The sequence below is a fragment of the uncultured Jatrophihabitans sp. genome (genome assembly GCF_964246335.1).
Classification (GTDB): Bacteria; Actinomycetota; Actinomycetes; order Mycobacteriales; family Jatrophihabitantaceae; genus Jatrophihabitans.
Genome location: NZ_CAXTQF010000011.1, coordinates 1 through 24,343, shown reverse-complemented (window position 1 = coordinate 24,343; position 24,343 = coordinate 1). Strand labels below are relative to the sequence as shown.

The following is a 24,343-nucleotide window of genomic DNA, read 5'->3' as shown; positions in this document are numbered from 1 at the left end:
CTGCTCTAGCCCCTGCGCGGGTGCAGCCGCAGGGCGGCGCCGGTGTCGCCGGCCCGGTCGTAGCGCGGCTGGACGATCTCGACGGTGCGCGACGGGTCGGCGCCGCAGGTGATCGTCAGCTGACGGGCCGAGTGCGCCCGCGGGGTGACGAACAACCGGACCGTCCTCGTCTGACCCTTCTTCACCGTCCCGACGTCCTGGACAGCGCCGCCGGTGCGCGCCTTGCCGTGCCGGTGCAGCCGCACGGTCCAGCGTTTCGGTGTCGCCGTCTGGAAGGCCAGCCGGACGTGCAGGTGGGTGACGGTGGCCGGCCCCGAGTTCGCGATGCGGCACGTGGTCTCGGTGATCTTGCCGACCCGGAGATGGACGCCGCCGACCGGTGCGGCGCTGTAGTGCTGCGCGGGAACCCCCACCCGCAGGTGCAGGTGCGCGTTCGGCAGGGCCGCGGCGTTGCTGGCCGCGGTGCCCGCGACGAATGTGAGGATGAGCGCGAGGGCGGCCGTGGCGATGCGGCGCGGAGCGGTCATGTGTGGTCCTTGTCAGGAGCGGCGGTCGCCGAAAGGTATCAGTCGTTTGCCGCCTGAGCCAGACCCGTCAGGTCTCGAGCACGATCTTGCCGACGAGTTCGCCGGACGCCATCGCGGCCAGCCCGTCGCCGGCCTGTTCGAGCGGCAGGGTGCGGTCGATGTGCGGGCGCAGCCCGGTGGCGGCGAGGAACGCGATGAGGTCGGTCAGCTCCGCCTTCGTGCCCATCGTCGAGCCGACGAGTTCCAGCTGCAGGAAGAAGAACCGGTTGAGGTCGGCCGGCGGGTTGGGGCCCGACGTCGCGCCTGAGATGACGATCCGGCCGCCCGGCTTGAGTGATCGCGCAGAGTGCGCGTACGTCGCCTCGCCGACCGTCTCCATCACGGCGTCGACCTTCTCCGGCAGCCGCGCGCCGGACTCGAACGCCTCGTGCGCGCCGAGCTCGAGGGCCCGCGCCTGCTTGTCCGCGGTGCGCGCGGTGGCGTAGACGCGCAGGCCGGCCGCGCGGGCCATCGAGATGCACGCCGTCGCGACGCCGCCGCCGGAGCCCTGCACGAGCACCGTCTGCCCCGGCCGCAGCCCCGACTTGGTGAACAGCATCCGGTAGGCGGTGAGCCACGCCGTCGACAGGCACGCCGACTCGGCGAACGACAGATCGGCGGGCTTCGGGATCACGTTGCGCTGCGGCACGATCACGTACTCGGCGAGCGACCCCTGGTGCTTCTCCGACAGCAAGGAGCGCTTGGGGTCGACGGTGTCGTCGCCGGTCCAGCCCGGCTGGTTGATGACGGCGTGCACGACGACCTCGGCACCGGTCGCCTCGTCGACACCGGCGGCGTCGCAGCCCAGGATCATCGGCAGCTGCTCGGCCTTGATGCCGACGCCGCGCAGCGTCCATAGGTCGTGGTGGTTCAGGCTGGCGGCGCGCACCGCCACGCGCGTCCAGCCGTCCGGCGGCTCGGGGTCGGGCCGCTCGCCGACGACCAGCCCGGCGAGCGGGTCATCGGGGTTGAAGGACTCGGCGTAGACGGCGCGCATCCCCCGACCCTACTGAGCGGTATCAGGCGGTCATCTGCGCCGGGGCACTGTCCAGCGCGCCCTGGATCGCGGCGATCAAGTCGCGTGCCGAGGCCGCGGTGAGTTCGACGGCGACGCGCGCCGACGGTCCCGCCGACGGCGCTGCGAGGTCGATGTTGAGCGTGTGCTCGGCCATCGCGTGCACCGGGTGGTCGAAGTAGACGGTCGCGTCGGTGACGTGGAACCACCGCCCGTTCGGCCCCTTGGCGCTGCCGTCGACGGCGGTCTGCAACGTGGCGTAGGTGCACATGTCAGCTCCCGAGATTCGCGGCGAAGAAGTCGGTGATGCGCTCCCAGCCGTCGTTGGCCGCAGCCACGCGGTACGACGGGCGGTCGACGGAGAAGAACGCATGGCCTGCGTCGTCGTAGCGGTGGAAGTCATAGGTCTTGCCCGACTCCTGCAGCAGCCGCTCGAGCTCGTCGACCGCGTCCGGCGACGGGTGCTGGTCGTCGTTGCCGAACAGGCCGAGCAGCGGACACCGCAGACTCGGCAGCTGGTCCTTGAGCGGGACCATCTTGACCGGGAAATCCGCAGGCACGTCCTCGGTGACGAACGCGCCGTAGCAGTCGACGGCGGCATCGACGTCGAGGTTGCACGCCGCGAGCACGGTCTGCCGGCCGCCGGAGCAGTGGCCGATCACCCCGACCTTGCCGTTGGACGTCGGCAGTGCACGCAGGTACGCCGCGGCCGCGCCGACGTCGCCGATCAGCCGGTCGTCGGGCACCCCGCCGGCCGCACGGCTGGCCGCCGCGGCGTCGTCCGGCGCGGCACCCGGCGCCTCGCGGTAGTGCAGGTTCGGCCCGATCGCGTCGTAGCCGAGCTCGGCGAAGCGGCGCACGATCTCCTTCGACGCGCGGTCGTAGCCGGGCATGTGGTGGATGAAGACGACGCCGCCGCGCCGCTCGTCACCGTCCGGCCGGGCGAGGTACGCCTCGATGGCGTCACCGCCGTGCGCGTCGAGCGAGATCGTGCCGGCACTCAGTGCATCTCCCATACCTCGATGGAAGCACTAGCGCGACGTCGGCGACGACGCGGGTCGAACACCGGCTCCTAGAGTCAGGCACCGTGCGCCGCCTCCGCCGGACCCGTCGACCGCTGGTCGCGCTGGTGGCGTTGCTCGCGGCACTGGCGATCGGCTACGGGATCCGCGCGGCCGGCTCCGGGTCGAGCGGGCAGCACGCAACTCCCGGTGCGAGCGCCTCCGCGCCGGTCGCGCTGTCGTCGCTGCCGCCGCAGGCCGCGCAGACCGTGGCGCTGATCGACCGCGGCGGCCCGTTCCCCTACCCCCGCAACGACGGCGTCGTCTTCCACAACGACGAACACCACCTGCCGCGCGAACCGGACGGCTACTACCGCGAATACACGGTGCCGACGCCCGGCTCACCGGACCGCGGTGCGCGTCGGCTGGTGCGCGGTCAGGACGGGCGGTTCTGGTACACCGGCGACCACTACGCGAGTTTTCAGGAGGTCGACGTCCGTCGATGAGCGCACACGCACGTGACGAGGCGATCGCCGCGCTCTACGCGCAGCTCGACGTGCCCACCTGGGCGGCGCGCAATCTCGACGCGCTCGCCGACGTCCTGCGGGACCTGTCCTGGCTGCCCGAGGGCCCGGTGGAGCTGCGCGTCCCCGCCGGCGCGGACGCCCGGGTGCTGGCCGTGCTCAGCCGGGCGGTGCGCGAGACCGCCGACGGCCCGCGTGCCGTGCACGTGCGTATGGACGCCGCGCCGCACACTGGTTAGGTGCCCTCCGCCCTGCCGACCGGTGACCCGCCTCCGCCGGACGGCCGGCTGCCCCGCGACGTGCTGCACCGTGCCTACGGCGCGCCGTTCGGCGTCTACGTGCACATCCCGTTCTGCCGCACCCGCTGCGGTTACTGCGACTTCAACACCTACACGGCTACCGAGCTCGGCGGCGTGAGCACCGGTGGCTACGTCGACACGCTGCTGCGCGAGGTGCGGCTCGCGTCGGACGTGCTCGGCGACGGCGACGCGCTCGGCAACCGCATCCCGCCGGTGTCGACGATCTTCTTCGGCGGCGGCACGCCGACGATGCTGCCGGCCGAGCACCTCGGCGTGGTCGTCGACGAGATCGTCGAGCGCTTCGGCGTCGCGGACGACGTGGAGATCACCACCGAGGCCAACCCGGAGACCGTGACGCCCGGCTACCTGACCAGGCTGCGCGAGCTCGGCTTCACCCGCATCTCGGTCGGCATGCAGTCGGCGGTGCCGCAGGTGCTGGCGGTGCTCGACCGGCAGCACCGGCCGGGCCGACCGGAGGAGGTCGTCGCCGAGGCGCGCGCGGCCGGCTTCGAGCACGTCAACCTCGACCTGATCTACGGCGCGCCGTACGAGAGCGACGACGACTGGCAGCGCTCGCTGGACGCGGCGGTCGGCGCCGGGCCCGACCACATCAGCGCCTACGCGCTGGTCGTCGAACAGGGGACGGCGTTGGCCCGGCAGGTGGCGTCCGGGGTGGTGCCGCCGACCGACGACGACGTGCAGGCCGACCGCTACGTGATGGCCGACGAGACGCTGCGTGCCGCGGGCTACGACTGGTACGAGATCTCGAACTGGGCGCGGACACCGCAGGCCCGCTGCCGGCACAACGAGCTCTACTGGAGCGACGCCAACTGGTGGGGGTTCGGGCCGGGAGCGCACAGCCACGTCGGCGGCGTGCGGTGGTGGAACGTCAAGCACCCGGCGCGCTACGCCGCGCTGCTCGACGCGGCGAACAGCCCCGCCGCCGGGCGCGAGACGCTCGACGACACCGCGCGCACCACCGAACGGCTCATGCTGGGCGTGCGGATGCGCGACGGCCTGGCGCTGCCCGCGCTGCCGGAGCCGGCGCAGCTCGTGGTGCCGCAGCTCGCCACCTGGGGGTTGCTGGACGCCGAGCAGGTCGGCGCCGGTCGCGTCGTGCTCACCCAACGGGGCCGGCTGATGGCCGACGCCGTGGTGCGCGAGTTGATCACCGCCGGCTGACCCGGCGCGGTCAGCCGAAGTCGAGTTCCGCGGTGGTGGTCGTGCCGGCGGTGCGCCCGGGTGCCGTCTGGTACTGCCAGTACAGGTTGGTGTGTGCGATCACCTTGTCCGGCCCCGGCGCGCCGTAGGCGCTGAGGTCCTCGGTGGTGTGTGCGTCTGCGACGAGCAGCGCGTCGTATCCGCGGGTCAACGCGCCGTGCAGCGTGCTGCGGATGCACGCGTCGGTCTGCGCGCCGGTGACCACCAGCCGGCCGACGCCGCGCTCGGCCAGCACGTCCTCGAGCTCGGTGTCCTCGAACGAGTCGCCGTAGCGCTTGGCCACCAGCGGCTCGTCGTCGTGCGGGTCGAGCTCGCCGACGATGCGCCAGGAGTCGGTGCCCGGCACGAATTCGTCGGACGAGTGCTGCACCCACACCACCGGCACGTGCGCGGTACGGGCGCGGTCGACGGCGGCGCGGATGTTCGCGACGACATGATCGCGATCGTGCGCGTCGGCGACGACGCCGTTCTGGACGTCGATGACGAGCAGAGCCGTGTTCGGGCGGTCGGTCAGCGTGCTCATGCCTTCGATCCTGGCACCGGTCGCCGACAACGCCCAGGGCTCAGCCGTTCGGCCGGATGGCGTCGAGGTCGAGGATCCGCACGTGCAGGGTGGTGCGGCCCTGCAGGGCGGCGCGCAGCGCGCGGTGCAGGCCGTCCTCGAGATAGACCTCGCCACGCCACTGGACGGCGTGCGGGAAGAGGTCGCCGTAGAACGTCGAGTCGTCGGCGAGCAGCGTGTCGAGCTCGAGCCGCCGCTTGGTGGTCGTCAGCTCGTCGAGGCGCAGCGTGCGCGGTGCCACCGAGGCCCAGTCGCGTGCGGACAGCTTGTGATCCGGATACGGACGCCCGTCCCGAACCGCCTTGAAGATCACCGCCAGCTCCCGATCCGTCGGTCCGCGGGTCCGTTTTGTCCGCGGGCCGCAGCCTATCGGCAATCAGGGGGGCGCCGCGCACCGATAAACTCGAGGAGACGGAGGAGGAGGGCTCATGGGCGTCGAGGACCGCAAGCTGCAGGTGCTGCGCGCGATCGTCGAGGACTTCATCGCCACCAACGAGCCCGTCGGCAGCAAGGCCCTCGTCGATCGGCACAACCTGGGCGTCTCGTCGGCCACCATCCGCAACGACATGGCGGCGCTCGAGGAGGACGGCCTGATCGCGCAGCCGCACACCAGCGCGGGCCGGGTGCCCACCGACGCCGGCTATCGCATGTTCGTCGACCGCCTCACCGACATCAAGCCGCTGTCCGGCGCCGAGAAGCGCGCGATCGGTACGTTCCTCGACGGCGCGGTCGATCTGGACGACGTCCTGCACCGTGCCGTGCGCACGCTCGCTCAGCTGACCCGCAACGTCGCCGTCGTCCAGTACCCGTCGCTCTCGCGCAGCCGCATCCGGCACCTGGAGATCGTGACGTTGACGGCGTCGCGGCTGATGCTCGTGCTGATCACCGACACCGGGCGTGTCGAGCAACGCATCGTCGAGCTGCCGGCGGAGGTGAGCGACGACACCGTGTTCGAGCTGCGCAGCACGCTGAACGTGCGGCTGCGCGACCGATTGCTGGCCGACGCCGCCGAGTCCGTCGGCGAGCTGCCCGTCCAGGTGGTGCCCGAGCTGCGCGGCCTGCTCGCCACGCTGACCTCGGTGCTGCTCGAGGTGCTCGTCGAACCGGCCAGCGACCGGCTGCTGATGGGCGGCACGGCCAACCTCACCGAGCGGGCGCTGGACTTCCCGGCCATCCGCCCGGTGCTCGAGGCGCTCGAGGAGCAGGTCGTCCTGCTGCGGCTGCTCGACCAGTCCGTCGCCACCAGCGAGGTGCTCGTCCGTATCGGCAACGAGACGCTGCACGAGGGCCTGGCCACCACCGCTGTCGTGACGAGCGGGTACGGCGTGCGCGGTGCCGCGATCGGCGCGGTGGGCGTGCTCGGGCCGCGGCGGATGGACTACGCGCACACCATGGCGCGCGTCGCGGCCGTCGCCCGCTACGTCGGCACGTTGCTCGAAGGCCGCTGACCTACACTGGATTGGCACTCGCCGACGCAGAGTGCCAGATGCAGCGATCACCGAATCGCGTCGATGTTCAAGGACGGATCATTCGTGGCTGACGCTCCGCGCGACTACTACCAGCTGCTCGGCGTGCGCAAGGACGCGACGCCGGAGGAGCTCAAGCGCGCCTACCGCAAGCTCGCCCGTGAGCTGCACCCCGACGTCAACCCCGATGCCGCCGCGCAGGACCGGTTCAAGGCCGTGACGACGGCGTACGAGGTGCTTTCTGACCCGGAGAAGCGGCGGATCGTCGACCTCGGCGGCGACCCGCTCGCGCAGGGTGGCGGCGGCGGCGGTGCGGGCTTCGGCGGTGCTGCCGGCGGCTTCGGGGGGTTCGGCGACGTCTTCGAGGCGTTCTTCGGCGGCGGCGGCCCGATGGGCGGCGGCCGCGGCCGGCGCAGTCGGGTACGTCCCGGCGCGGACGCGCTGCTGCAGGTGTCGTTGACGCTCGAGGACGCCGCGTTCGGCACCCGCCGCGAGATCACCGTCGACACCGCGGTCGTCTGCGAGACGTGTCACGGCAACGGCTGCGCCCCCGGTACGTCGCCGCGCACCTGCGCCACCTGCGGCGGCGCCGGCGAGATCCAGACCGTCCAGCGCTCGTTCCTCGGCCAGGTGATGACCACCCGGGCGTGCTCGGCCTGCGGCGGCACCGGCGAGCAGATCCCGTCGCCGTGCCCCACCTGCCACACCGAGGGCCGGGTGCGCGCCCGCCGGACGAAGACCATCGACGTGCCCGCCGGCATCGAGGACGGCATGCGCATCCGGTTGGCCGGGCAGGGCGAGGTCGGCCCCGGTGGCGGGCCGCCCGGCGACCTGTACATCGAGATCAGCGAGCAACCGCACGACACGTTCACCCGCGACGGCGCCGACCTGCACTGCACGATCGGCGTGCCGATGACCTCCGCGGCGCTGGGCAGCGATCTCGTGCTGACGACGCTCGACGACGAGGAGAAGCTCGAGATCCGCGCCGGCACGCAGAGCGGCGCGATCCTGCACCTGCGCGGCAAGGGCGTGCCGAAGCTGCGCTCGTCCGCCCGCGGTGACCTCTTCGTGCACGTCGAGGTGCGCACGCCGATCCGCCTCGACGAGGAGCAGGAGGCGCTGCTGCGTCAGCTCGCCGAGATGCGTTCGGAGGACGTCGCGGTGTCCACCCGGTCGGGCAGTCTGTTCGGCAAGGTGCGCGACGCCTTCCGGCAGTGATCCTGCACCGTGACGCCGCCGCTGTTCCTGCTCGACGACGTCCCTGACGCGTCGACGCTGCGTCTCGGCGGCGACGAGGGACGGCACGCGGCGCGGGTGAAGCGGATCGCGGTCGGCGAGACCGTCCTGATCGGCGACGGCCGCGGCTGCATTGCGCAGTGTGCAGTGACGGCCGTGGACGGCGACGGTCTGCAGCTGCGTGTCGCCGCGCGCTCGCAGACGCCGCGGGCCGATCCCCGCGTCGTGGTCGTGCAGGCGCTGCCCAAGGGGGAGCGCGCCGAGCTCGCCGTGGAGATGCTCACCGAGCTGGGCGTCGACGAGATCGTGCCGTGGCAGTCGGCGCGCTCGATCGTGCGGTGGGACGGCACGCGTGGCGAGCGGTCGCTCGAGCGCTGGCGGCGCACCGCGCGCGAGGCGACCAAGCAGTCGCGCCGGGCGTGGCTGCCCGAGGTGGGCGCGGTCGCGGCGACGCCCGACGTCGCCGCCCGGTTGCGGGCTGCAGCATGCGCGTTCGTTCTGCACGAGGGCGCGACAGTGCCGCTCGCACAGGCGCCCGTTGCCGATACCGGCGAGGTCGTCGTCGTCGTCGGGCCGGAGGGCGGCGTCGCCCCGGACGAGCTGGCCGCGTTCGAGGGCGCCGGCGCGACCGCGGTACGGCTCGGCGCGCAGGTGCTGCGCACATCCACTGCCGGTCCGGCTGCGATCGCCGCGCTGTCGGTCCGGCTGGGTCGCTGGGGGTAGGAATACTCGCGGATCACGCTTGTTGATACGTCAACTACAGAGCGAGGCAAGGAGACGATCATGACGGCTGAACTCGAACTCGGTCTGGACACCTTCGGCGACCGCACCGTCGACGCGGACGGGACGCCGCAGCCCTATGCGCAGGTGATCCGCGACGTCGTCGAACAGGGTGTGCTGGCCGATCGGGTCGGCGTCGACTACTTCGGGCTCGGTGAACACCACCGCGACGACTTCGCGCTGTCCGCCCCGGACGTCGCGCTGGCGGCCATCGCCGCGCAGACGCAGCGGATCAAGCTCGGTACGTCGGTCACCGTGCTCAGCTCCGACGACCCGGTCCGGGTGTACGAGCGGTTCGCGACGCTCGACGCGGTCGCGGACGGCCGCGCGGAGATCACCGTGGGGCGGGGGTCGTTCACCGAGTCGTTCCCGCTGTTCGGCTTCGATCTCGCCGACTACGAGGCGCTGTTCGAGGACAAGCTCGACCTGCTCGCCGCGCTGCGCAGCGAGGGTCCGGTGACCTGGTCCGGGTCGGTGCGGCCGCCGCTGGACGGCGCCCGGGTGTTCCCCACCACGCAGGCCGGTGCGCTGCCGGTGTGGGTGGGTGTCGGCGGCAGCCCCGAGTCGGTGGTGCGCACCGCCCGCTACGGCTTGCCGATGATGCTCGCGATCATCGGCGGTGCGCCGCAGCGCTTCCGCCCGCACGTCGACCTGTTCCACCAGGCGACAGCCCAGTACGGCCATGCGCCGCTGGCGGTCGGCGTCCATGCGCCGGGTTTCGTCGGCGAGACCGACGCGCAGGCCCGCGACCAGCTGTTCGAGCACATGAAGGTCAGCCGCGACCGGATAGGCCGCGAGCGCGGCTGGCCGCCGCTCACCCGTGAGGCGTTCGACCACGACATCGAGCACGGCGCGCTGCACGTCGGCAGCCCGGACACGGTGGCGGCGAAGATAGCCGACACGGTGCGCACGCTCGGGCTGACGCGCTTCGACCTGAAGTACGCCGTCGGGGCGATGCCGCACGAGCAGTTGCTGCACACGATCGAGCTCTGCGGCACCGAGGTGGTCCCGCGGGTGCGCAAACTGCTCGCCGGCTGACCACGCCTCGCCTTACCCGCCGGTCGGACCTAGTTACCGCCTCCGGTCGTTGCTCGCACGTACCCGGTGAGGAACACCGTGAGCGTGTTGACGTGCGCGGCGAAGATGCTGCGTCGGGTCAGCAGGAAGCGCAGGAACCCCGCGAAGAAGAACGCGGCTCCGAACGCCGCCGGCCAGTAAACGACGGCGGCCTGCACGGCGAACGCAACCGCGAGGATCAGGGTGACCGGCAGCGCGAGCGCGCGGGTCGGCGCCTCACGGATGACGCCGCGCAGTACCGGCCCGGCATCGTCGCTCTCCAGCCGGGCGTGCAGCACCGGCGGCGTGTCGTTGCGCCCCTGCGGATTGAGCCAGGCGCGCACCCGGTCGCCGTGTCGGCGCAGTTGCAGCTGTCCTGAGTGCAGCGTGTAACCGGCGCCGGGCCGGACGTCGGTCAATCCGTCCGGGTGCGGGCCGAGGCGCACCTCGAAGGGGCTGCCCAGCCGAAGGGTCACGTCAAGACCCGTCCGTTGTCGGCGATGCGGCGAAGAACGCGTGCAGCGCCGCCTGGACGTCGGCACGCGTCGGCACTCCCGAGAGGACGGGCACGGTGTCGGCTCCGTCGCGGCGGTGCTCGGCCACCCGGGGCGCCGAGTCGGCAGCACAGTCCATGTGCAGGACGAGATCGTGCCGTTCGTCGTCCGGCACCGTGTGCGCCCTGAGCTGACCGTGCTCGTCCGGCGTCCAGCGCCACGGGATTACGGCGCGCAGGTCGGTCCGGTTCACCTCGACGGCGACCCCGTCCGCACCGAAACCGCACACGTCGAGGGCGCGTCCGATCGCGTGGTCGATCGGCTCGAGGGTCAGCCCGTACCTGAGTCCCCGTCCGTCGGGCTGGATGTCGACGGCCTCGCAGACCCGGGCGATCTCGCCGACGAAATCGATGTGCAGCGACGTGACTATCTGCGTCGGCGTGGCCGCTGCCGCCCACAGGATGGACCCGGGCGGATCGCTGGCTGCCACGAAGGTCCGCAGGCCCTGCGGCGTCTGCGGCCCGAACCGGACCGCCGCGGGCAGCCACAGCAGCGGAACGCCGACTCCCCATCTGCGCAGCTGCTGCGGCGTATAGCTGCCCATCGGCACCGGCTCGCGCATCGCGGTCACGTAGGCGTCCGCGGGCCGCTGCCGCAATCTCGTCTCGCGGTAGATCTGCCGCAACGACTTCTCGGACCTCGGCAATGCCCACCCTCTTCCGCCGGTCGGTACGAGGACCGTCGGCCCGGCTGGCCGACCGAAGATCGACGACGGTACCCCGAGCCGACGTCGGGTCGTCGGCGAGCCGCGCTCGGTGCGTCCGTGCGCCCCCGCGCAGTAACGTGCGCGGCATGAGCGCCCCGGACCCGGACTGCCTGTTCTGCAAGATCGTCGCAGGCGAGATCCCGTCGACGCAGGTGTACGCGGACGACGACTGCTACGCCTTCGCCGACACGAACCCGCAGGCGCCGACGCATGTGCTCGTGGTGCCGCGAGCGCATTTCACCGACGTCGCCGACCTCGCACGCGACGCCAAGGCGTCTGCGGCCCTGCTGGCCGGCGTCCGCGCGTTCGCGGCGCAGGAGGGCCTCACCGACTTCCGGACCGTTTTCAACACCGGCCGCGAGGTGGGGCAGACGGTGTTCCACACGCATGCCCACGTGCTGGCCGGTCGCCCGTTCACCTGGCCGCCCGGCTGATCCGTGCGCCCGGCAAAACGGGCGACAAACGGCCGCCCGCCGGTACAGTGGAAGTACCTGACGGACGAGCAGAAAGCAGATCTTGAGCGCGCCTACCGATCCTTCGCAGAACGCGGATCGAGTCTCGACCACCCTCGTGGTGCCGGGTGAGCAAGCGATGGTCGCGCTGCTCGGCTCCAGCGACCAACTGTTGCGGGTCATCGAGAACCGCCTCGACTCCGACGTCCACGTGCGCGGCAACGAAATCACGATCACCGGGTCGCCGGCGGACAACGCCACCGCGGTCCGGCTCTTCGAGGAGTTGCTCGAGCTGATCAAGTCGGGGCAGAACCTGACCCCCGACTCGGTGTCGCGTGCCTACAGCATCCTGACCGCGGACACCGGCGAACGCCCGGCCGAGGTGCTGAGCATGAACATCTTGTCGCGGCGCGGCAAGAACATCCGGCCCAAGACGATCAATCAGAAGCGCTACGTCGAGGCCATCGACACGCACACGATCACCTTCGGCATCGGCCCGGCCGGCACCGGCAAGACCTACCTCGCCGTGGCCAAGGCCGTGCAGGCACTGCTGGCCAAGGAGGTCAGCCGGATCATCCTGACCCGGCCGGCCGTCGAGGCGGGGGAGCGGCTCGGCTTCCTGCCCGGGACGTTGTTCGACAAGATCGACCCGTACCTGCGGCCGCTGTTCGACGCGCTGCACGACATGCTCGACCCGGACTCGCTGCCGCGGCTGATGCAGACCGGCACCATCGAGATCGCGCCGCTGGCGTACATGCGCGGCCGCACGCTGTCGAATGCGTTCATCATTCTCGACGAGGCGCAGAACACGACGCCCGAGCAGATGAAGATGTTCCTGACGCGCCTCGGTTTCGATTCGAAGGTGGTCGTCACCGGCGACGTCACCCAGGTCGATCTGCCCGGCGAGCAACGCAGTGGACTGCGCGTCGTGCGCGACATCCTCGGCGACATCGACGACGTGTACTTCGGCACCCTGACGTCGACTGACGTTGTGCGACACCGGCTGGTCAGCGACATCGTCGACGCGTACGAGCGGTACGACCAGCGCGCCGGCAACGCCCCCGCGCGTGCCGGCAAACCCCGCAGATGATTGAGATCAACAACGAGAGCGGCGCTGACGTCGACGAGAAGGCGCTGGCCGATCTCGGCCGGTTCGTGCTCGACGCGCAGGGGATCGACCCGCTGGCCGAGATGTCGGTGCTGGTCGTCGACGCCGAGGCCATGGCGGTGATGCACCAGCAGTGGATGGACCTGCCGGGGCCGACCGACGTCATGGCCTTCCCGATGGATCTGGCCGACGGGCCGGAGTCGCGCTTCGACCCGTCCGCCCCGCCGCGCACCGACGAAGGGGTCGGCGCGGCCATGCTCGGTGACGTCGTGCTGTGCCCCGAGGTCGCCGCGGAACAGGCGAAGGCCGCAGGTCACTCGACCGAATCGGAGCTGGCGTTGCTGTGCACGCACGGCATCCTGCACCTGCTCGGCTACGACCACGGCGAGCCGGAGGACGAGCGCGAGATGTTCGAGCTGCAGGCGGCGTTGCTCGGCGAGTGGACGCGCCGGACCGGGCGCTCGGACATCCGCACGCCGGTCGCCGGAACCCGTGCCGAGGTGCGCGACACCCGCGCCGCCCGGGCCGCCCGGCGAGGTCGCCGTGGCTGATTCGACCGGTCGCCGATGACGGCCGCCGACGTCACGATCCTCGTCATCGCGATCCTGCTCGTGCCGATCGGCGGCTTGATCGCCTGCGTCGACGCCGCGCTCGCGCGGGTGTCGCGGGCCCGCGCCGAGGAGTTCGCCCGCGAGGGCCGCAAGGGCGCCAAGCCGCTCATGACGATCATGGCCGATCGCGCGCGCTACACGAACCTGCTCCTGTTGCTGCGGCTGGCCTGCGAGCTCGGCGCCACCGTGCTCCTCACCATCGTCGCCCGCTCGGAGTTCGGGGTCCGCTGGCCGGTGCCGTTGCTGACCGTGCTGCTGATGATCGTCATCAGCTATGCGGTGATCGGCGTCGGCCCGCGCACGCTCGGCCGCCAGCACCCCAACTCGGTGGCGCTCGCGGGCGCCGGTGCGGTGCGCACGTTGGGCCGGGTGTTCAATCCGCTCGCGTCGCTGCTGACGCTGTTCGGCAACGCGATCACGCCCGGCCGCGGGCTGCGCGACGGGCCGTTCGCGTCCGAGGTCGAGTTGCGGGAGCTCGTCGACATGGCCGAGCAGCGCGGCGTGGTCGAGCACGGCGAGCGGCAGATGATCCAGTCGGTGTTCGACCTCGGCGACACGATCGCGCGCGAGGTCATGGTGCCGCGCACCGAGGTCGTGTGGATCGAGCGCGGCAAGACCGTCCGGCAGGCGCTTGCGCTCGCTCTGCGCAGCGGTTTCTCGCGCATTCCGGTCGTCGGCGAGAGCGCCGACGACGTGCTGGGCATCGCGTATCTGAAGGACCTCGCCCGGCGCGCGCAGGACGTCGAGCGCGCGCGGGACACGCCCGTCGAGGACGTCATGCGGGGCGTGGCGTTCGTGCCGGAATCCAAGCCGGTCGACGAGTTGCTGCGCGAGATGCAGGCGGCGCGCTCGCACATCGCGGTCGTCATCGACGAATACGGCGGCACCGCCGGCCTGATCACCATCGAGGACATCCTCGAGGAGATCGTCGGCGAGATCACCGACGAGTACGACGTCGAACGCGCGCCCATCGATCGCATCGACGACGACACCGCCCGCGTCACAGCGCGACTGTCGGTCGAGGATCTCGGCGAGCTGTTCGCCGTGGAGCTGCCCGACCGCGACGACGTCGAGACCGTCGGTGGCCTGCTCGCCGAAGCCCTCGGCCGGGTGCCGATCCCCGGCGCGTCCGCCGTCGTGCACGGTCTCGAACTCACCGCGGAGGACGTCGGCGGGCGGCGCAACCGCATCGACACCGTCCTCGTGCACCGCGTCGCACCGCTCGACGACGCGCCGGCCGACCGGGACAACGAGGTGGCAGACGCATGAGTACACCCCACGGAACCCCGGGACACGCCGAACTGGACGCCGAGGACGCCAAGCTGGTGACCCTTGCGCGTTCGGCGCGGGCGCGTACCGGCGCGGCACAGGGTGCCGCGGTGCGTGACGGCGACGGCCGCACCTACGTCGCCGCGACCGTGTCACTGCCGTCGCTGACGCTGTCCGCGTTGCAGGTCGCCGTGGCCATGGCGGTGGCGTCCGGCGCGCCCGGCCTGGAGGCCGCGGTGGTGCTGGGCGACGAGCCGGACGACGCGCCGGGCGAGCAGGCGGTGCGCGATGTCGCGCCTGCCGCGCCCGTGCATCACGCCAACGCCGACGGCACCCTGCGCTGACCCCCCACGCCTTCCCACCCGAGATGGCCGCGTTTTCCGCCTCAACCGCGACCATCTTGGGTGGGAAGACGGTCGGGTCAGGGCGGCGGGAGGCGACCGGCGAGTAGGTGCGGCAGGGCGTCGCGCACGTCGCGCCAGGCCGCCGAGGTGGGGTCGATCAGCGTGAAGTGGTCGCCGGTGACCTCGTGCAGTTCGGCCTGCGCACCGGCCTTGCGCGCCGCCGCGACGTAGGCGGTGCTCTGGGCGAACGGCACGTTCTGGTCCGCGCGCGAATGCACGCACAACACCGGCCGGGGCAGCGGCACCTGCGCGATCGGGTCGCCGAGCCGGTAGCGCTCGGGCACCTGCCGGGGTGAGCCGCCCATCAGCTGGTCCTCGGCCGGGCCGCCGACACCGGTGGTCGCGGCGACGGCGAGGTCGAGCACACCCGCCTGCGCGACGGCGCCACTCAGCGCAACGCGCGGCGCCGCGCCGGGTGCGTCGGTGGGCAGCTTCGGGCGCCCCAGCGCCCACACCGCCAGCTGGCCGCCCGCCGAGTGTCCGACCGCCACGACGCGCGACTCGTCCACTCCGTCGATGTCCGCGAGCTTGTCGATGCCCGCCGCGACGTCGTCGAACGTGCTCGGCCAGCCACCGCCGTCGCCGACCCGGCGGTACTCGAGATTCCAGCAGGTGTAGCCGTGCGCGGCGAGGTCGCGGGCCAGCGGACGGCCTAGCGACAGGTCGTACTGCGACTGCCAGAAGCCGCCGTGGACGATGACGACGGTCCCCGGCTGCGAGGCGTGCTCAGGGCGGTACAGCTCGCCGAACTGCTGCGCCGCCGGGCCGTAGGTGATCCGTTCGGTGGTCATCGCGTCCTTCGCCGTCCGCCGCTTCGTGGTGCTGCTGGTGCACCCGCCCACGACGCCCGTCGCGAGGGCTGCGACGAACACCCGCCGGGTCAGCACCCCCGGATGGTGTCATCCGCGCCCGGTTATCCGATCCCGCCGGGGTGCGAGGATGGCGGGGTGACGTTCCGCTCCGGCTTCTGCTGCTTCGTCGGGCGGCCGAACGCCGGGAAGTCGACGCTGACGAACGCGCTGACCGGCAGCAAGATCGTGATCACGAGCGACAAGCCGCAGACGACGCGGCACGCCGTGCGCGGCATCGTCACCCGCGAGGACGCACAGCTGATCCTCGTCGACACTCCGGGCCTGCACCGGCCCCGCACGCTGCTCGGTGAGCGGCTCAACGACGTCGTCCGCGCGACGCTCGCCGACGTCGACGTCGTCGGGTTCTGCCTCCCCGCCGATCAACGCATCGGCCCGGGCGATCGGTTCATCGCGGCCGAGCTCGCGGCGCTGCGGGCGCCGGTGATCGCGGTCGTGACGAAGACCGACGTCGTGTCGCGGCAGCGCGTGGCCGAGCAGCTGATCGCGGCGTCCGACCTCGGGGATTTCGCCGAGGTGGTGCCGGTGTCCGCAGTGTCCGGCGCGCAGGTCGACCTGCTCGCGGACCTGCTGATCCAGCGGCTGCCCGAGGGGCCGCAGCTCTACCCCGACGACATGCTGACCGACAACGACGACGAGACGCGTATCGCCGAACTCGTGCGCGAGGCGGCGCTGGACGGCGTGCGCGACGAGCTGCCGCACTCGATCGCGGTGACCATCGACGAGACGCAGCGCCGCGAGTCCGGGCTGCTCGAGGTGTTCGCCACGATCCACCTCGAGCGCGACAGCCAAAAGGGCATCGTCATCGGCCCGCAGGGCAGCCGGCTCAAGCAGATCGGCAGCAGCGCGCGCACCGGCATCGAGGCGCTGCTCGGCGAGCGCGTGCACCTTGCGCTGCACGTCGCGGTCGAGCGCGATTGGCAGCGCGACCCGAAGAAGCTCGACCGGCTCGGGTTCTAGACACCCCACGACAACGCTCCGCGAGGAACGCTCCACGTTCTCGCCGGCGCCCCGAAAGGCCAGACGCGATGTTCACGGCGTACCGCGCGGTCTTCCGCGCACCGGGCTCGGCCGCGTTCTGCGCCGCGTCGTTCGTCATGCGGATGCCGATCGCCATCTACCCGATCGGCATCGTGCTGATCATCTCCGCGCGCGACGGCCGGTACGGTTTCGCCGGCGTGCTCAGCGCGTGCTACGTCTTCGGCGGGGCCGTCGGGATGATCGCGTCGTCGGTCGTCGTGGACCGGCTCGGCCAGCGCCGGGTGCTGCTGCCCGCCGCCGTGCTGCACGCCGCAGCCGTCGTGGCGCTCGCGGTGCTCGTGCGCACCGACGCGCCCGACTGGCTGCTGGTGCTGCCGACCATCGCCTTCGGCTTCACCTACCTGTCGGTGGGTTCTTTGGTGCGCGCGCGGTGGACGTACGTGCTCGCCGGCCGGCCCGAGCTCGGCACCGCGATGTCGCTCGAGTCCGTGCTGGACGAGCTGATCTTCGTGTTCGGTCCGCTGATCGCCACGCTGCTGGCGACGCAAGCGGCGCCGGTGTCCGTGCTCTACGTCGCGGTCGGGCTCGTCGTGATCGGCTCGCTGTGGCTGCGCGCTCAGCCGGACACCGAGCCACCCGTGGTGCCACGCCACCCGGAGACCCACCAGTTCGCGATGCGCGCCAGGGGCATGCCGATGCTCGCGCTGGCAACAGTGGCGATGGGCGCGGTGTTCGCCAGCGCGGAGGTGTCCGCGGTCGCGTTCTGCGGCCAGCACGGCGAGCGCGGGGTCAGTGGTGTCGCGTTGGCCGCGATCGCCGCCGGCAGCGCCATCGCCGGCCTCGTCTACGGTGCCCGCGAGCATCGCGGCGACACGCTGGACCGGTTGCGCCGGCAGGCCCTCGTGTTCGCCGTCCTGCCCGTCGTGTTGCTGGCGGTGACGAACGTGCCGGTGCTGGTGGTCGCGGACTTCGTCCTGGGCCTGGGCATCGCGCCGACCCTGATCAACGCGTTCGGCCTCGCTGCCCAGCTGGTGACGCCCAGCGCGCTGACCGAGGGCCTGTCCTGGATCAACACCGGGCTCAGCGTGGGTTACGGCGCGGGTGCGGCACTGGTCGGCGGCATCGCCGACCGGCACGGTGCGCGCACCGCGTTCCTCGTCGTGCTGGCTGCATCCGTGGCGGCCGGGCTGCTGGTGCTGGCCCTGCACGCGTCGGTGCGTCGCCGCCCGGGCGACGCGCCGGACCGCGAACCGGCGCGCCCCGTCGGTGGCGTGCGGGACAATCACTGAGTGCCGCTCTATCGTGACGAAGCGGTCGTCCTGCGGGTGCACAAGCTCGGCGAGGCCGACCGCATCGTCACCCTGCTCACCCGCCGGCACGGCCGGGTGCGCGCGGTCGGCAAGGGGGTGCGGCGCACCAGTTCCCGGTTCGGCGCGCGGCTCGAGCCGGGCAGTCACATCGACGTACAGCTGTACTCCCGGCTGCCGGAGGGGCAGGCGTCCCCGGGTGGCCAGCGCGCGCTCGACGTCGTGCAGCAGACCGAGTCCATCGACGCGTTCGGCGCGCGGCTGGCCGACGACTACGGCCGGTGGACGTCGGCGTCGGCGATCTGCGAGACGGCCGAGCGGCTGACCGAGGAGGGCGAGCCCACGCTGCGGCTCTACCTGCTGGTGGTCGGGGCGCTGCGTGCGCTCGCCGCCCGTGAGCACGACGCCGGCCTGGTCCTCGACGCGTTCCTCATCCGGGCGATGGCCAACTCCGGCTGGGAACCGGCCCTGACCGAGTGCGCGAAGTGTTCCCGGCCGGGGCCGCACGCGGCGTTCAACGTCGCGGCCGGGGGAGCGGTGTGCGAGGTCTGTCGACCGCCCGGCTCGAGCCGACCGCAGCCGGCCACCGTGCAGTTGATGATCGCGCTGCTGGGCGGCGACTGGTCGGTGGCCGACGCCGCCGACGCCTCGGCGCGGCGCGAGAGCAGTGGGCTCGTCGCCGCGCACCTGCAGTGGCATCTCGAGCGCGGGCTGCGCTCGCTGCCGCTCGTCGACCGCGCCTGAGGCGGCGACTGACGCCGCGACCGGGAACGAGCCCACCGACTACCGTGGCCGGGTGACTGCTCGCTGGCCGGAACCCCCGGCGCACCCGAGCGGCGCGCGACCTCCGGCGATGCCCGCCGCCCTCGTCCCGAAGCACGTCGCGATCATCATGGACGGCAACGGCCGATGGGCGCACCAGCGCGGCCTGCCGCGCACCGAGGGCCACCGCGCGGGTGAGGCCAGCCTGATGGATGTGCTGCACGGCGCGATGGAGCTGGGCATCTCGACGGTGTCGGCGTACGCGTTCTCGACCGAGAACTGGCGACGCTCGCCCGAGGAGGTGCGCTTCCTGATGGCGTTCAACAAGGACGTCATCCGCCGCCGCCGCGACGAACTCGCCGCCCTCGGCGTGCGCATCCGGTGGGCCGGGCGCCGGCCGCGACTGTGGCGCAGCGTCATCAGCCAGCTCGAGGACGCCGAGGCCTACACCGCCGGCAACGACCGGTTGACGCTGCAGTTCTGCTGCAACTACGGCGGCCGCGCGGAGCTGATCGACGCCATGCGGGCGATGGGCAAGGACATCGCCGCGGGCCGGCTCAATCCGGCGAAGATCGACGAGCGGACCGTCGACCGGTACCTCGACGAGCCGGGGCTGCCGGACGTCGACCTGTTCATCCGCTCGTCCGGTGAGCAACGCACGTCGAACTTCCTGTTGTGGCAGGCCGCGTACGCCGAGCTGGCGTTCGTCGACACCCCGTGGCCGGACTTCGACCGCCGGCACCTGTGGCAGGCGTGCCTGGAGTACGCGCAGCGCGACCGCCGCTTCGGCGCCGCCGGCCCGGTCGCCGCGCCGGACCTGCCGGCAGGCTCGACGGCCGCATCCGGCCTGCCGGCCGGTGTCTCGGAACCGCTCGGCGAATGATCGCGGTCACGCATCTCACCGACGACTCGGCGGACTTCACCGACCGCGCGCACGCGGCGCTGGCCGCGCTGGCCGCCCGTCCCGGCTATCTGCGCGGCAGCCTGGCGCGCTCGACCGACGACCCCACCGCGTGGGTGCTGCTGACCGAGTGGCGCGACGTCGGCTCCTACCGCCGCGCGCTCGGCGCGTACGACGTCAAACTCACCGCCACCCCGCTGTTCGCATCCGCGCTGGACCTGCCGGCCGGCTTCGAGACGCTGCTCGACGTCGCGCCGGGCGGTGCATACGACACGCGGGCCAGTGACCGCGAGCCCGGCACGTGACATCGCAAACGCGACTGCAGCGTCCGGGCTGGCTCACCGACGAGGTCCTGCGCGGCATGCGCTGGGGGCTGGTGCTGACCTGGATCGGCGTGTTCGCCGCGCAGTGCGTGCTGCACGGCATCCCGTACTTCCGCAGCGATCTGCTGGTGTGGCTCGCAACGCTCCTGCTCGCGTGCACCTTCGGCCGGCGCGCGATGTTCTACGTCCTCGTCGACTTCGTGCCGCTCGCCACGGTGCTGGTCGGCTACGACTACCTGCGCAACCTGGCCGATACGATGGGCATGCCGACGTGGTGGCACCCGCAGCTCGACGTCGACCGGTTCCTGTTCTTCGGCAACGTCCCGTCCGTGTGGCTGCAGGCGCACCTGCGGCACGTGGACGTGCGGTGGTACGACGTGCTCGTCTCGCTGTGCTACTTCTCGTTCTTCCTCGCCCCGTACGTCACTGCCGCCGCGCTGTGGCTGCGCCGCCGCGCGGAGTTCTACCGCTGGTCGTTGCGGTTCGTCGCACTGTCCTTCCTCGGGTTCGGGTTCTTCGCGCTCATCCCGTCCGCACCCCCGTGGGCCGCCGCACTGTGCTCGTCGGCCGACGTCGCCCAACACCCGAACAGCCCGCCCTGCCTGACCTACGGTGACCCGGCCTCCGGCGGCCTGCTCGGCCGCATGCAGCACAACCGGCCCGGCACGCATCCGTGGATCGACCGGATCTCGACCCGAGGTTTCGACGATCTGCACCTGCGGTTCGCCGGGTCGGTCATCCGGGCGGGGCAGGGCGGCGTGGACCTGATCGCCGCGGTGCCGTCGCTGCACATCGGCGGGACGACGCTGCTCGCGCTGTTCCTGTGGTCGCGGGTGCGCGCCCGGTGGCGTCCGCTGCTCGTCGCGTACGTGCTGGTGATGGCGTTCAGCCTCGTCTATTCCGGCGAGCACTACGTCTCGGACTGCCTCGCCGGAGCGCTGCTCGCGGTGCTGGTGCACGTCGCCGGCCTGCGCATCGAGCGGCGGCTGGCCGCGCGGCGAACGCCTCGCGTGGACGCCGATACCCTGGGAACGCAGCAACACCGGCCCGCCGACCAGCAGGAGCAGCAGTGCCCGCCGACCAGGCAGAACGCGACACCGCCCAGCGCGCCGCCGCACGCAATGACGCCGTCGTCAACCTGAGCAAGCGACGCGGCTTCGTCTTCGCGTCCAGCGAGATCTACGGCGGCACCCGCTCGGCCTGGGACTACGGCCCGCTCGGTGTCGAGCTCAAGGAGAACGTCCGCCGCCAGTGGTGGAAGGCGATGGTCCAGGGCCGCGACGACATCGTCGGGCTCGACTCCGCCGTCATCCTCGCCTCGCAGGTGTGGGAGGCCTCCGGGCACGTCGCGACGTTCTCCGACCCGCTCACCGAGTGCCAGCACTGCCACCGTCGGTTCCGCGCCGACGAGCTGGAAGAGCAGTTCGAGGCGCGCAAGGGACGCCCGCCGAAGGACGGCCTCGCTGAGGTCACCTGCCCGAACTGCGGAACCCGCGGCCAGTGGACGGATCCCAAGCAGTTCAGCGGCATGCTGCGCACGTACCTCGGCCCCGTCGAGGACGAGTCCGCGCTGCACTACCTGCGGCCGGAGACCGCGCAGGGCATCTTCATCAACTTCCTCAATGTGCTGAACACCTCGCGCCGCAAGCCGCCGTTCGGCATCGCGCAGACGGGCAAGAGCTTCCGCAACGAGATCACGCCGGGCAACTTCATCTTCCGCACCCGCGAGTTCGAGCAGATGGAGATGGAGTTCTTCGTCGAGCCGGGCACCGACGAGCAGTGGCACCAGTACTGGCTGGACCAGCGGTGGAACTGGTACGTGAACCTCGGGCTGAACCCGGACAACATGCGCTTCTTCGAGCACCCGAAGGAGAAGCTGTCGCACTACTCGAAGCGCACCGTCGACATCGAGTACCGCTTCGGCTTCGGCGGCACCGACTTCGCCGAGCTCGAGGGCATCGCCAACCGCACCGACTTCGACCTGACGACGCACTCGCAGCACAGCGGCGCGAACCTGACCTACCTCGACCCGGCGACGAACGAGCGGTACACGCCGTACGTGATCGAGCCAGCGGCCGGCCTCACCCGCGCGGTGCTCGCGTTCCTGCTCGACGCCTACACCGAGGACGAGGCGCCGAACGCCAAGGGCGTGCTGGAGAAGCGCACCGTGCTCAGGCTCGACCAGCGGCTCGCGCCGGTGAAGGCCGCGGTGCTGCCGCTGTCGCGCAACGCCGACCTGTCGCCGAAGGCGCGCGGGTTGGCCGACGAGCTGCGCAAGCACTGGAACGTCGACTTCGACGACACCCAGGCCATCGGCCGCCGCTACCGCCGCCAGGACGAGATCGGTACGCCGTTCTGCGTGACCGTCGACTTCGACACCCTCGAGGACAACGCGGTGACCGTGCGCGAGCGCGATGCGATGACCCAGGAGCGCATCTCGCTCGACGGCGTCGTGCCCTACCTGGCAGCGCGCTTGGTCGGGTGCTGATACACCTTCTGGTGTATCGTGGTGTAGTGAGCCGGACGAATATCGACATCGACGATGACGACATTGCCTGGGTCATGCACACGTATCGATTCCACACCAAGCGCGAAGCAGTCGGTTATGCATTGAAGCGGCTGCGGATCGAGCCCATGTCGCGTGCCGAGATGCTCGCGATGCAGGGTGTCGGGTGGGAAGGGGATCTCGATGCGATGCGTGCAGCCGAGACGCCCGCCGTCATCTGATGGTGCTCGTCGATTCGTCGGCCTGGGTCGAATACCTGCGTAACACCGGCAGTGCGGCGCACCACGCCGTCGAGGCTGCGGTCCAGGACGGCACTGCTGCCAGTACGGATCCCGTCATGCTCGAGGTGCTCTCCGGAACCCATCCCAGGCTGCTGGACGCAGTCACCAGGCTGCTCGGCAACCAGACCTTCGTGGCCCAGCAGTCCTTACTCGACGTCCGAGCTGCAGTCGATGCCTACCACGCCTGTCGGAACCGCGGTTTCACCCCGCGATCCACGACCGACTGTTTGATCGCCGCAATCGCAATCCGCGCAGGTCTTCCCGTACTGCACTGTGATCGCGATTTCGACGTGCTCGCCCAGTGCACGCCCCTGGAGGTGATCTCCGCATGACTGCTCTCGGCATCGCGCCGCTGCGTCTCGCGGAGCGCGTCGTCGCCGATCCACCGGTGGTGCTGGCGCCGATGGCCGGCATCACCAACACCGCGTTCCGCCGGCTGTGCCGCGAGATCATGTCGCCGCAACTGCCGCCGGGTGCGGCCGGTGGGCTGTTCGTCTCCGAGATGATCACCAGCCGCGCACTGGTCGAGCGCAACGCCAAGACGATGCGGCTGATCCGGTTCGAGGCGGACGAGACTCCACGCTCGATCCAGCTCTACGGCGTCGACCCGCGCGTGGTCGGCGACGCGGTGCGGATGATCGTCGACGACGACCTCGCCGACCACGTCGACCTGAACTTCGGCTGCCCGGTGCCGAAGGTCACCCGCAAGGGCGGCGGCTCAGCGCTGCCGTGGCGCATCGAGTTGTTCACCGACATCGTCGACGCTGCGGTGCGCGCGGCGCGTGGGGCGGTACCGGTGACGGTCAAGATGCGCGTCGGCATCGACGACGACCACATCACCTATCGCGAGGCCGGCCTGCGGGCGCAGGACGCCGGGGTTGCGCACGTGGCGCTGCACGGCCGCACCGCGCAGCAGTTCTACGGCGGCCAGGCGGACTGGTCGCGCATCGCCGACCTCGTCGACGCCCTCGACGTGCCGGTGCTCGGCAACGGCGACATCTGGGAGGCCGACGACGCGTTGCGGATGGTGCGCGAGACCGGGTGCGCCGGCGTGGTGGTGGGCCGGGGCTGCCTGGGTCGGCCCTGGTTGTTCGCCGACCTCGCCGCCGCGTTCGGCGGACGGCCCGAGCGCACCCGGCCGAGTCTGCGTGCGGTGGCCACCACCATGCGCCGGCACGCGCAGCTGCTCGCCGACTGGCTCGGCGAACAGCACGGCGTCACCGACTTCCGCAAGCATGTCGCCTGGTACCTCAAGGGCTTCGCCGTCGGCGGCGAGCTGCGCCGGGGCATGGCGATGTCGTCGTCGCTCGCCGAACTCGATGACCACATGGCGCAGCTCGACCTCGACCAGCCGTTCCCGCAGGCGGTACTCGGCCAGCCGCGCGGGCGCACCACCGGCGGCCGCGCCGTGACGCTGCCCTATGGCTGGCTCGACGACCGCGCGTCGCGCGCGGTGCCCGCCGGCGCGGAGACCGAGCACAGCGGGGGATAGCTGCCGATCAGCGTGCGGCGTGTTTCAGCGTCACCGTCACCGATCGCGAGCCGCGCGGCAGCGTCACGACGCCGCCCTGCTCGTCGATCTG

31 protein-coding genes are annotated in these 24,343 nt (G+C 71.6%); 22 read left to right on the top strand and 9 right to left on the bottom strand.

Going from position 1 to position 24,343, the window contains the following annotated elements; translation table 11 throughout:
- Positions 1-5: 5 nt before the first annotated feature.
- The 4 genes from ACFFCN_RS05255 to ACFFCN_RS05240 form a co-directional block, all read right to left on the bottom strand.
- The gene (locus ACFFCN_RS05255) at positions 6-527 is read right to left on the bottom strand and encodes a hypothetical protein (protein WP_375490085.1); all 522 of its coding nucleotides are present in this window, start codon (positions 525-527) and stop codon (positions 6-8) included.
- Positions 528-594: 67 nt separating this feature from the next.
- Positions 595-1,563: a zinc-binding dehydrogenase gene (locus ACFFCN_RS05250; RefSeq protein WP_375490084.1), complete on the bottom strand. Its 969-nt coding sequence runs from the start codon at positions 1,561-1,563 to the stop codon at positions 595-597.
- Between the two features lie 22 nt (positions 1,564-1,585).
- Positions 1,586-1,852 (bottom strand): DUF6295 family protein, encoded by a 267-nt coding sequence (locus ACFFCN_RS05245; protein ID WP_375490083.1) that lies wholly within the window; start codon positions 1,850-1,852, stop codon positions 1,586-1,588.
- A 1-nt stretch (position 1,853) separates the two neighbouring features.
- Entirely contained in the window at positions 1,854-2,597 is a 744-nt protein-coding gene (locus ACFFCN_RS05240) for a dienelactone hydrolase family protein (RefSeq protein WP_375490082.1), read from the bottom strand.
- Between the two features lie 71 nt (positions 2,598-2,668).
- Here ACFFCN_RS05240 and ACFFCN_RS05235 point away from each other — a divergent pair, with 71 nt between their 5' ends.
- The 3 genes from ACFFCN_RS05235 to hemW are packed head-to-tail and all read left to right on the top strand — an operon-like array spanning position 2,669 to position 4,587.
- A complete protein-coding gene (locus ACFFCN_RS05235) occupies positions 2,669-3,088 on the top strand; it encodes a ribonuclease domain-containing protein (protein ID WP_375490081.1) in 420 nt (139 codons plus the stop codon).
- Complete coding sequence (locus ACFFCN_RS05230) at positions 3,085-3,345, top strand: barstar family protein (protein WP_375490080.1); 261 nt, start codon at positions 3,085-3,087, stop codon at positions 3,343-3,345. The genes ACFFCN_RS05235 and ACFFCN_RS05230 overlap by 4 nt, the downstream gene beginning before the upstream one ends.
- A complete protein-coding gene (gene hemW / locus ACFFCN_RS05225; protein WP_375490079.1) occupies positions 3,346-4,587 on the top strand; it encodes a radical SAM family heme chaperone HemW in 1,242 nt (413 codons plus the stop codon).
- Positions 4,588-4,597: 10 nt separating this feature from the next.
- Here the strand turns inward: hemW and ACFFCN_RS05220 are convergent, their stop codons facing one another.
- Positions 4,598-5,149, bottom strand: coding sequence for a cysteine hydrolase family protein (locus tag ACFFCN_RS05220; RefSeq protein ID WP_375490078.1), 552 nt, complete (start codon positions 5,147-5,149; stop codon positions 4,598-4,600).
- 40 nt (positions 5,150-5,189) lie between these two features.
- Positions 5,190-5,501, bottom strand: a complete 312-nt coding sequence (locus ACFFCN_RS05215; protein ID WP_375490077.1) for a type II toxin-antitoxin system VapB family antitoxin — start codon at positions 5,499-5,501, stop codon at positions 5,190-5,192.
- Between the two features lie 115 nt (positions 5,502-5,616).
- Here ACFFCN_RS05215 and hrcA point away from each other — a divergent pair, with 115 nt between their 5' ends.
- The 4 genes from hrcA to ACFFCN_RS05195 all read left to right on the top strand — a co-directional run bounded on the left by hrcA (position 5,617) and on the right by ACFFCN_RS05195 (position 9,708).
- The gene (hrcA, locus tag ACFFCN_RS05210) at positions 5,617-6,636 is read left to right on the top strand and encodes a heat-inducible transcriptional repressor HrcA (RefSeq protein ID WP_375490076.1); all 1,020 of its coding nucleotides are present in this window, start codon (positions 5,617-5,619) and stop codon (positions 6,634-6,636) included.
- Positions 6,637-6,720: 84 nt separating this feature from the next.
- Positions 6,721-7,872, top strand: a complete 1,152-nt coding sequence (gene dnaJ / locus ACFFCN_RS05205) for a molecular chaperone DnaJ (RefSeq protein ID WP_375490075.1) — start codon at positions 6,721-6,723, stop codon at positions 7,870-7,872.
- Positions 7,873-7,881: 9 nt separating this feature from the next.
- The gene (locus tag ACFFCN_RS05200; RefSeq protein ID WP_375490074.1) at positions 7,882-8,613 is read left to right on the top strand and encodes a 16S rRNA (uracil(1498)-N(3))-methyltransferase; all 732 of its coding nucleotides are present in this window, start codon (positions 7,882-7,884) and stop codon (positions 8,611-8,613) included.
- A 60-nt stretch (positions 8,614-8,673) separates the two neighbouring features.
- Complete coding sequence (locus ACFFCN_RS05195; protein WP_375490073.1) at positions 8,674-9,708, top strand: LLM class flavin-dependent oxidoreductase; 1,035 nt, start codon at positions 8,674-8,676, stop codon at positions 9,706-9,708.
- A gap of 29 nt (positions 9,709-9,737) precedes the next feature.
- Here the strand turns inward: ACFFCN_RS05195 and ACFFCN_RS05190 are convergent, their stop codons facing one another.
- Both ACFFCN_RS05190 and ACFFCN_RS05185 read right to left on the bottom strand, forming a co-directional pair.
- Entirely contained in the window at positions 9,738-10,202 is a 465-nt protein-coding gene (locus tag ACFFCN_RS05190) for a hypothetical protein (RefSeq protein ID WP_375490072.1), read from the bottom strand.
- A 1-nt stretch (position 10,203) separates the two neighbouring features.
- Positions 10,204-10,926 (bottom strand): hypothetical protein, encoded by a 723-nt coding sequence (locus ACFFCN_RS05185; protein ID WP_375490071.1) that lies wholly within the window; start codon positions 10,924-10,926, stop codon positions 10,204-10,206.
- A 146-nt stretch (positions 10,927-11,072) separates the two neighbouring features.
- On the opposite strand from ACFFCN_RS05185, the gene ACFFCN_RS05180 reads away from it, so the two are divergent.
- The 5 genes from ACFFCN_RS05180 to ACFFCN_RS05160 all read left to right on the top strand — a co-directional run bounded on the left by ACFFCN_RS05180 (position 11,073) and on the right by ACFFCN_RS05160 (position 14,770).
- On the top strand, positions 11,073-11,420 hold the full coding sequence (locus ACFFCN_RS05180) for a histidine triad nucleotide-binding protein (protein ID WP_375490070.1): 348 nt from the start codon (positions 11,073-11,075) through the stop codon (positions 11,418-11,420).
- Positions 11,421-11,502: 82 nt separating this feature from the next.
- Positions 11,503-12,528 carry a PhoH family protein gene (locus tag ACFFCN_RS05175; RefSeq protein ID WP_375490069.1) on the top strand — a complete coding sequence of 342 codons (1,026 nt, stop codon included), beginning with the start codon at positions 11,503-11,505 and terminating at the stop codon, positions 12,526-12,528.
- Complete coding sequence (ybeY, locus tag ACFFCN_RS05170) at positions 12,525-13,097, top strand: rRNA maturation RNase YbeY (RefSeq protein WP_375490068.1); 573 nt, start codon at positions 12,525-12,527, stop codon at positions 13,095-13,097. Before ACFFCN_RS05175 ends, ybeY begins: the two co-directional genes overlap by 4 nt.
- Positions 13,098-13,112: 15 nt before the next feature.
- Entirely contained in the window at positions 13,113-14,426 is a 1,314-nt protein-coding gene (locus ACFFCN_RS05165; RefSeq protein ID WP_375490067.1) for a hemolysin family protein, read from the top strand.
- Positions 14,423-14,770 carry a cytidine deaminase gene (locus ACFFCN_RS05160; protein WP_375490066.1) on the top strand — a complete coding sequence of 116 codons (348 nt, stop codon included), beginning with the start codon at positions 14,423-14,425 and terminating at the stop codon, positions 14,768-14,770. The genes ACFFCN_RS05165 and ACFFCN_RS05160 overlap by 4 nt, the downstream gene beginning before the upstream one ends.
- A gap of 77 nt (positions 14,771-14,847) precedes the next feature.
- On the opposite strand, the gene ACFFCN_RS05155 is transcribed toward ACFFCN_RS05160, so the two are convergent.
- Positions 14,848-15,717 carry an alpha/beta hydrolase family protein gene (locus ACFFCN_RS05155; protein ID WP_375490065.1) on the bottom strand — a complete coding sequence of 290 codons (870 nt, stop codon included), beginning with the start codon at positions 15,715-15,717 and terminating at the stop codon, positions 14,848-14,850.
- 6 nt (positions 15,718-15,723) lie between these two features.
- On the opposite strand from ACFFCN_RS05155, the gene era reads away from it, so the two are divergent.
- The 10 genes from era (at position 15,724) to dusB (ending at position 24,252) form a co-directional block, all read left to right on the top strand.
- On the top strand, positions 15,724-16,659 hold the full coding sequence (gene era, locus ACFFCN_RS05150; protein ID WP_375490064.1) for a GTPase Era: 936 nt from the start codon (positions 15,724-15,726) through the stop codon (positions 16,657-16,659).
- A 68-nt stretch (positions 16,660-16,727) separates the two neighbouring features.
- On the top strand, positions 16,728-17,969 hold the full coding sequence (locus tag ACFFCN_RS05145) for an MFS transporter (RefSeq protein ID WP_375490063.1): 1,242 nt from the start codon (positions 16,728-16,730) through the stop codon (positions 17,967-17,969).
- Entirely contained in the window at positions 17,970-18,731 is a 762-nt protein-coding gene (recO, locus tag ACFFCN_RS05140; protein WP_375490062.1) for a DNA repair protein RecO, read from the top strand.
- 52 nt (positions 18,732-18,783) lie between these two features.
- A complete protein-coding gene (locus tag ACFFCN_RS05135; protein WP_375490061.1) occupies positions 18,784-19,632 on the top strand; it encodes an isoprenyl transferase in 849 nt (282 codons plus the stop codon).
- Positions 19,629-19,955: an antibiotic biosynthesis monooxygenase family protein gene (locus tag ACFFCN_RS05130; RefSeq protein ID WP_375490060.1), complete on the top strand. Its 327-nt coding sequence runs from the start codon at positions 19,629-19,631 to the stop codon at positions 19,953-19,955. Before ACFFCN_RS05135 ends, ACFFCN_RS05130 begins: the two co-directional genes overlap by 4 nt.
- Positions 19,952-21,115, top strand: a complete 1,164-nt coding sequence (locus ACFFCN_RS05125) for a phosphatase PAP2 family protein (protein ID WP_375490059.1) — start codon at positions 19,952-19,954, stop codon at positions 21,113-21,115. Before ACFFCN_RS05130 ends, ACFFCN_RS05125 begins: the two co-directional genes overlap by 4 nt.
- A complete protein-coding gene (locus ACFFCN_RS05120) occupies positions 21,043-22,461 on the top strand; it encodes a glycine--tRNA ligase (protein ID WP_375490058.1) in 1,419 nt (472 codons plus the stop codon). Before ACFFCN_RS05125 ends, ACFFCN_RS05120 begins: the two co-directional genes overlap by 73 nt.
- A gap of 26 nt (positions 22,462-22,487) precedes the next feature.
- A complete protein-coding gene (locus ACFFCN_RS05115; RefSeq protein ID WP_375490057.1) occupies positions 22,488-22,700 on the top strand; it encodes a type II toxin-antitoxin system VapB family antitoxin in 213 nt (70 codons plus the stop codon).
- Positions 22,700-23,092, top strand: a complete 393-nt coding sequence (locus ACFFCN_RS05110; protein ID WP_375490056.1) for a PIN domain nuclease — start codon at positions 22,700-22,702, stop codon at positions 23,090-23,092. Before ACFFCN_RS05115 ends, ACFFCN_RS05110 begins: the two co-directional genes overlap by 1 nt.
- Positions 23,089-24,252 carry a tRNA dihydrouridine synthase DusB gene (gene dusB, locus ACFFCN_RS05105; protein ID WP_375490055.1) on the top strand — a complete coding sequence of 388 codons (1,164 nt, stop codon included), beginning with the start codon at positions 23,089-23,091 and terminating at the stop codon, positions 24,250-24,252. The genes ACFFCN_RS05110 and dusB overlap by 4 nt, the downstream gene beginning before the upstream one ends.
- The last annotated feature ends 91 nt before the right edge of the window (positions 24,253-24,343 follow it).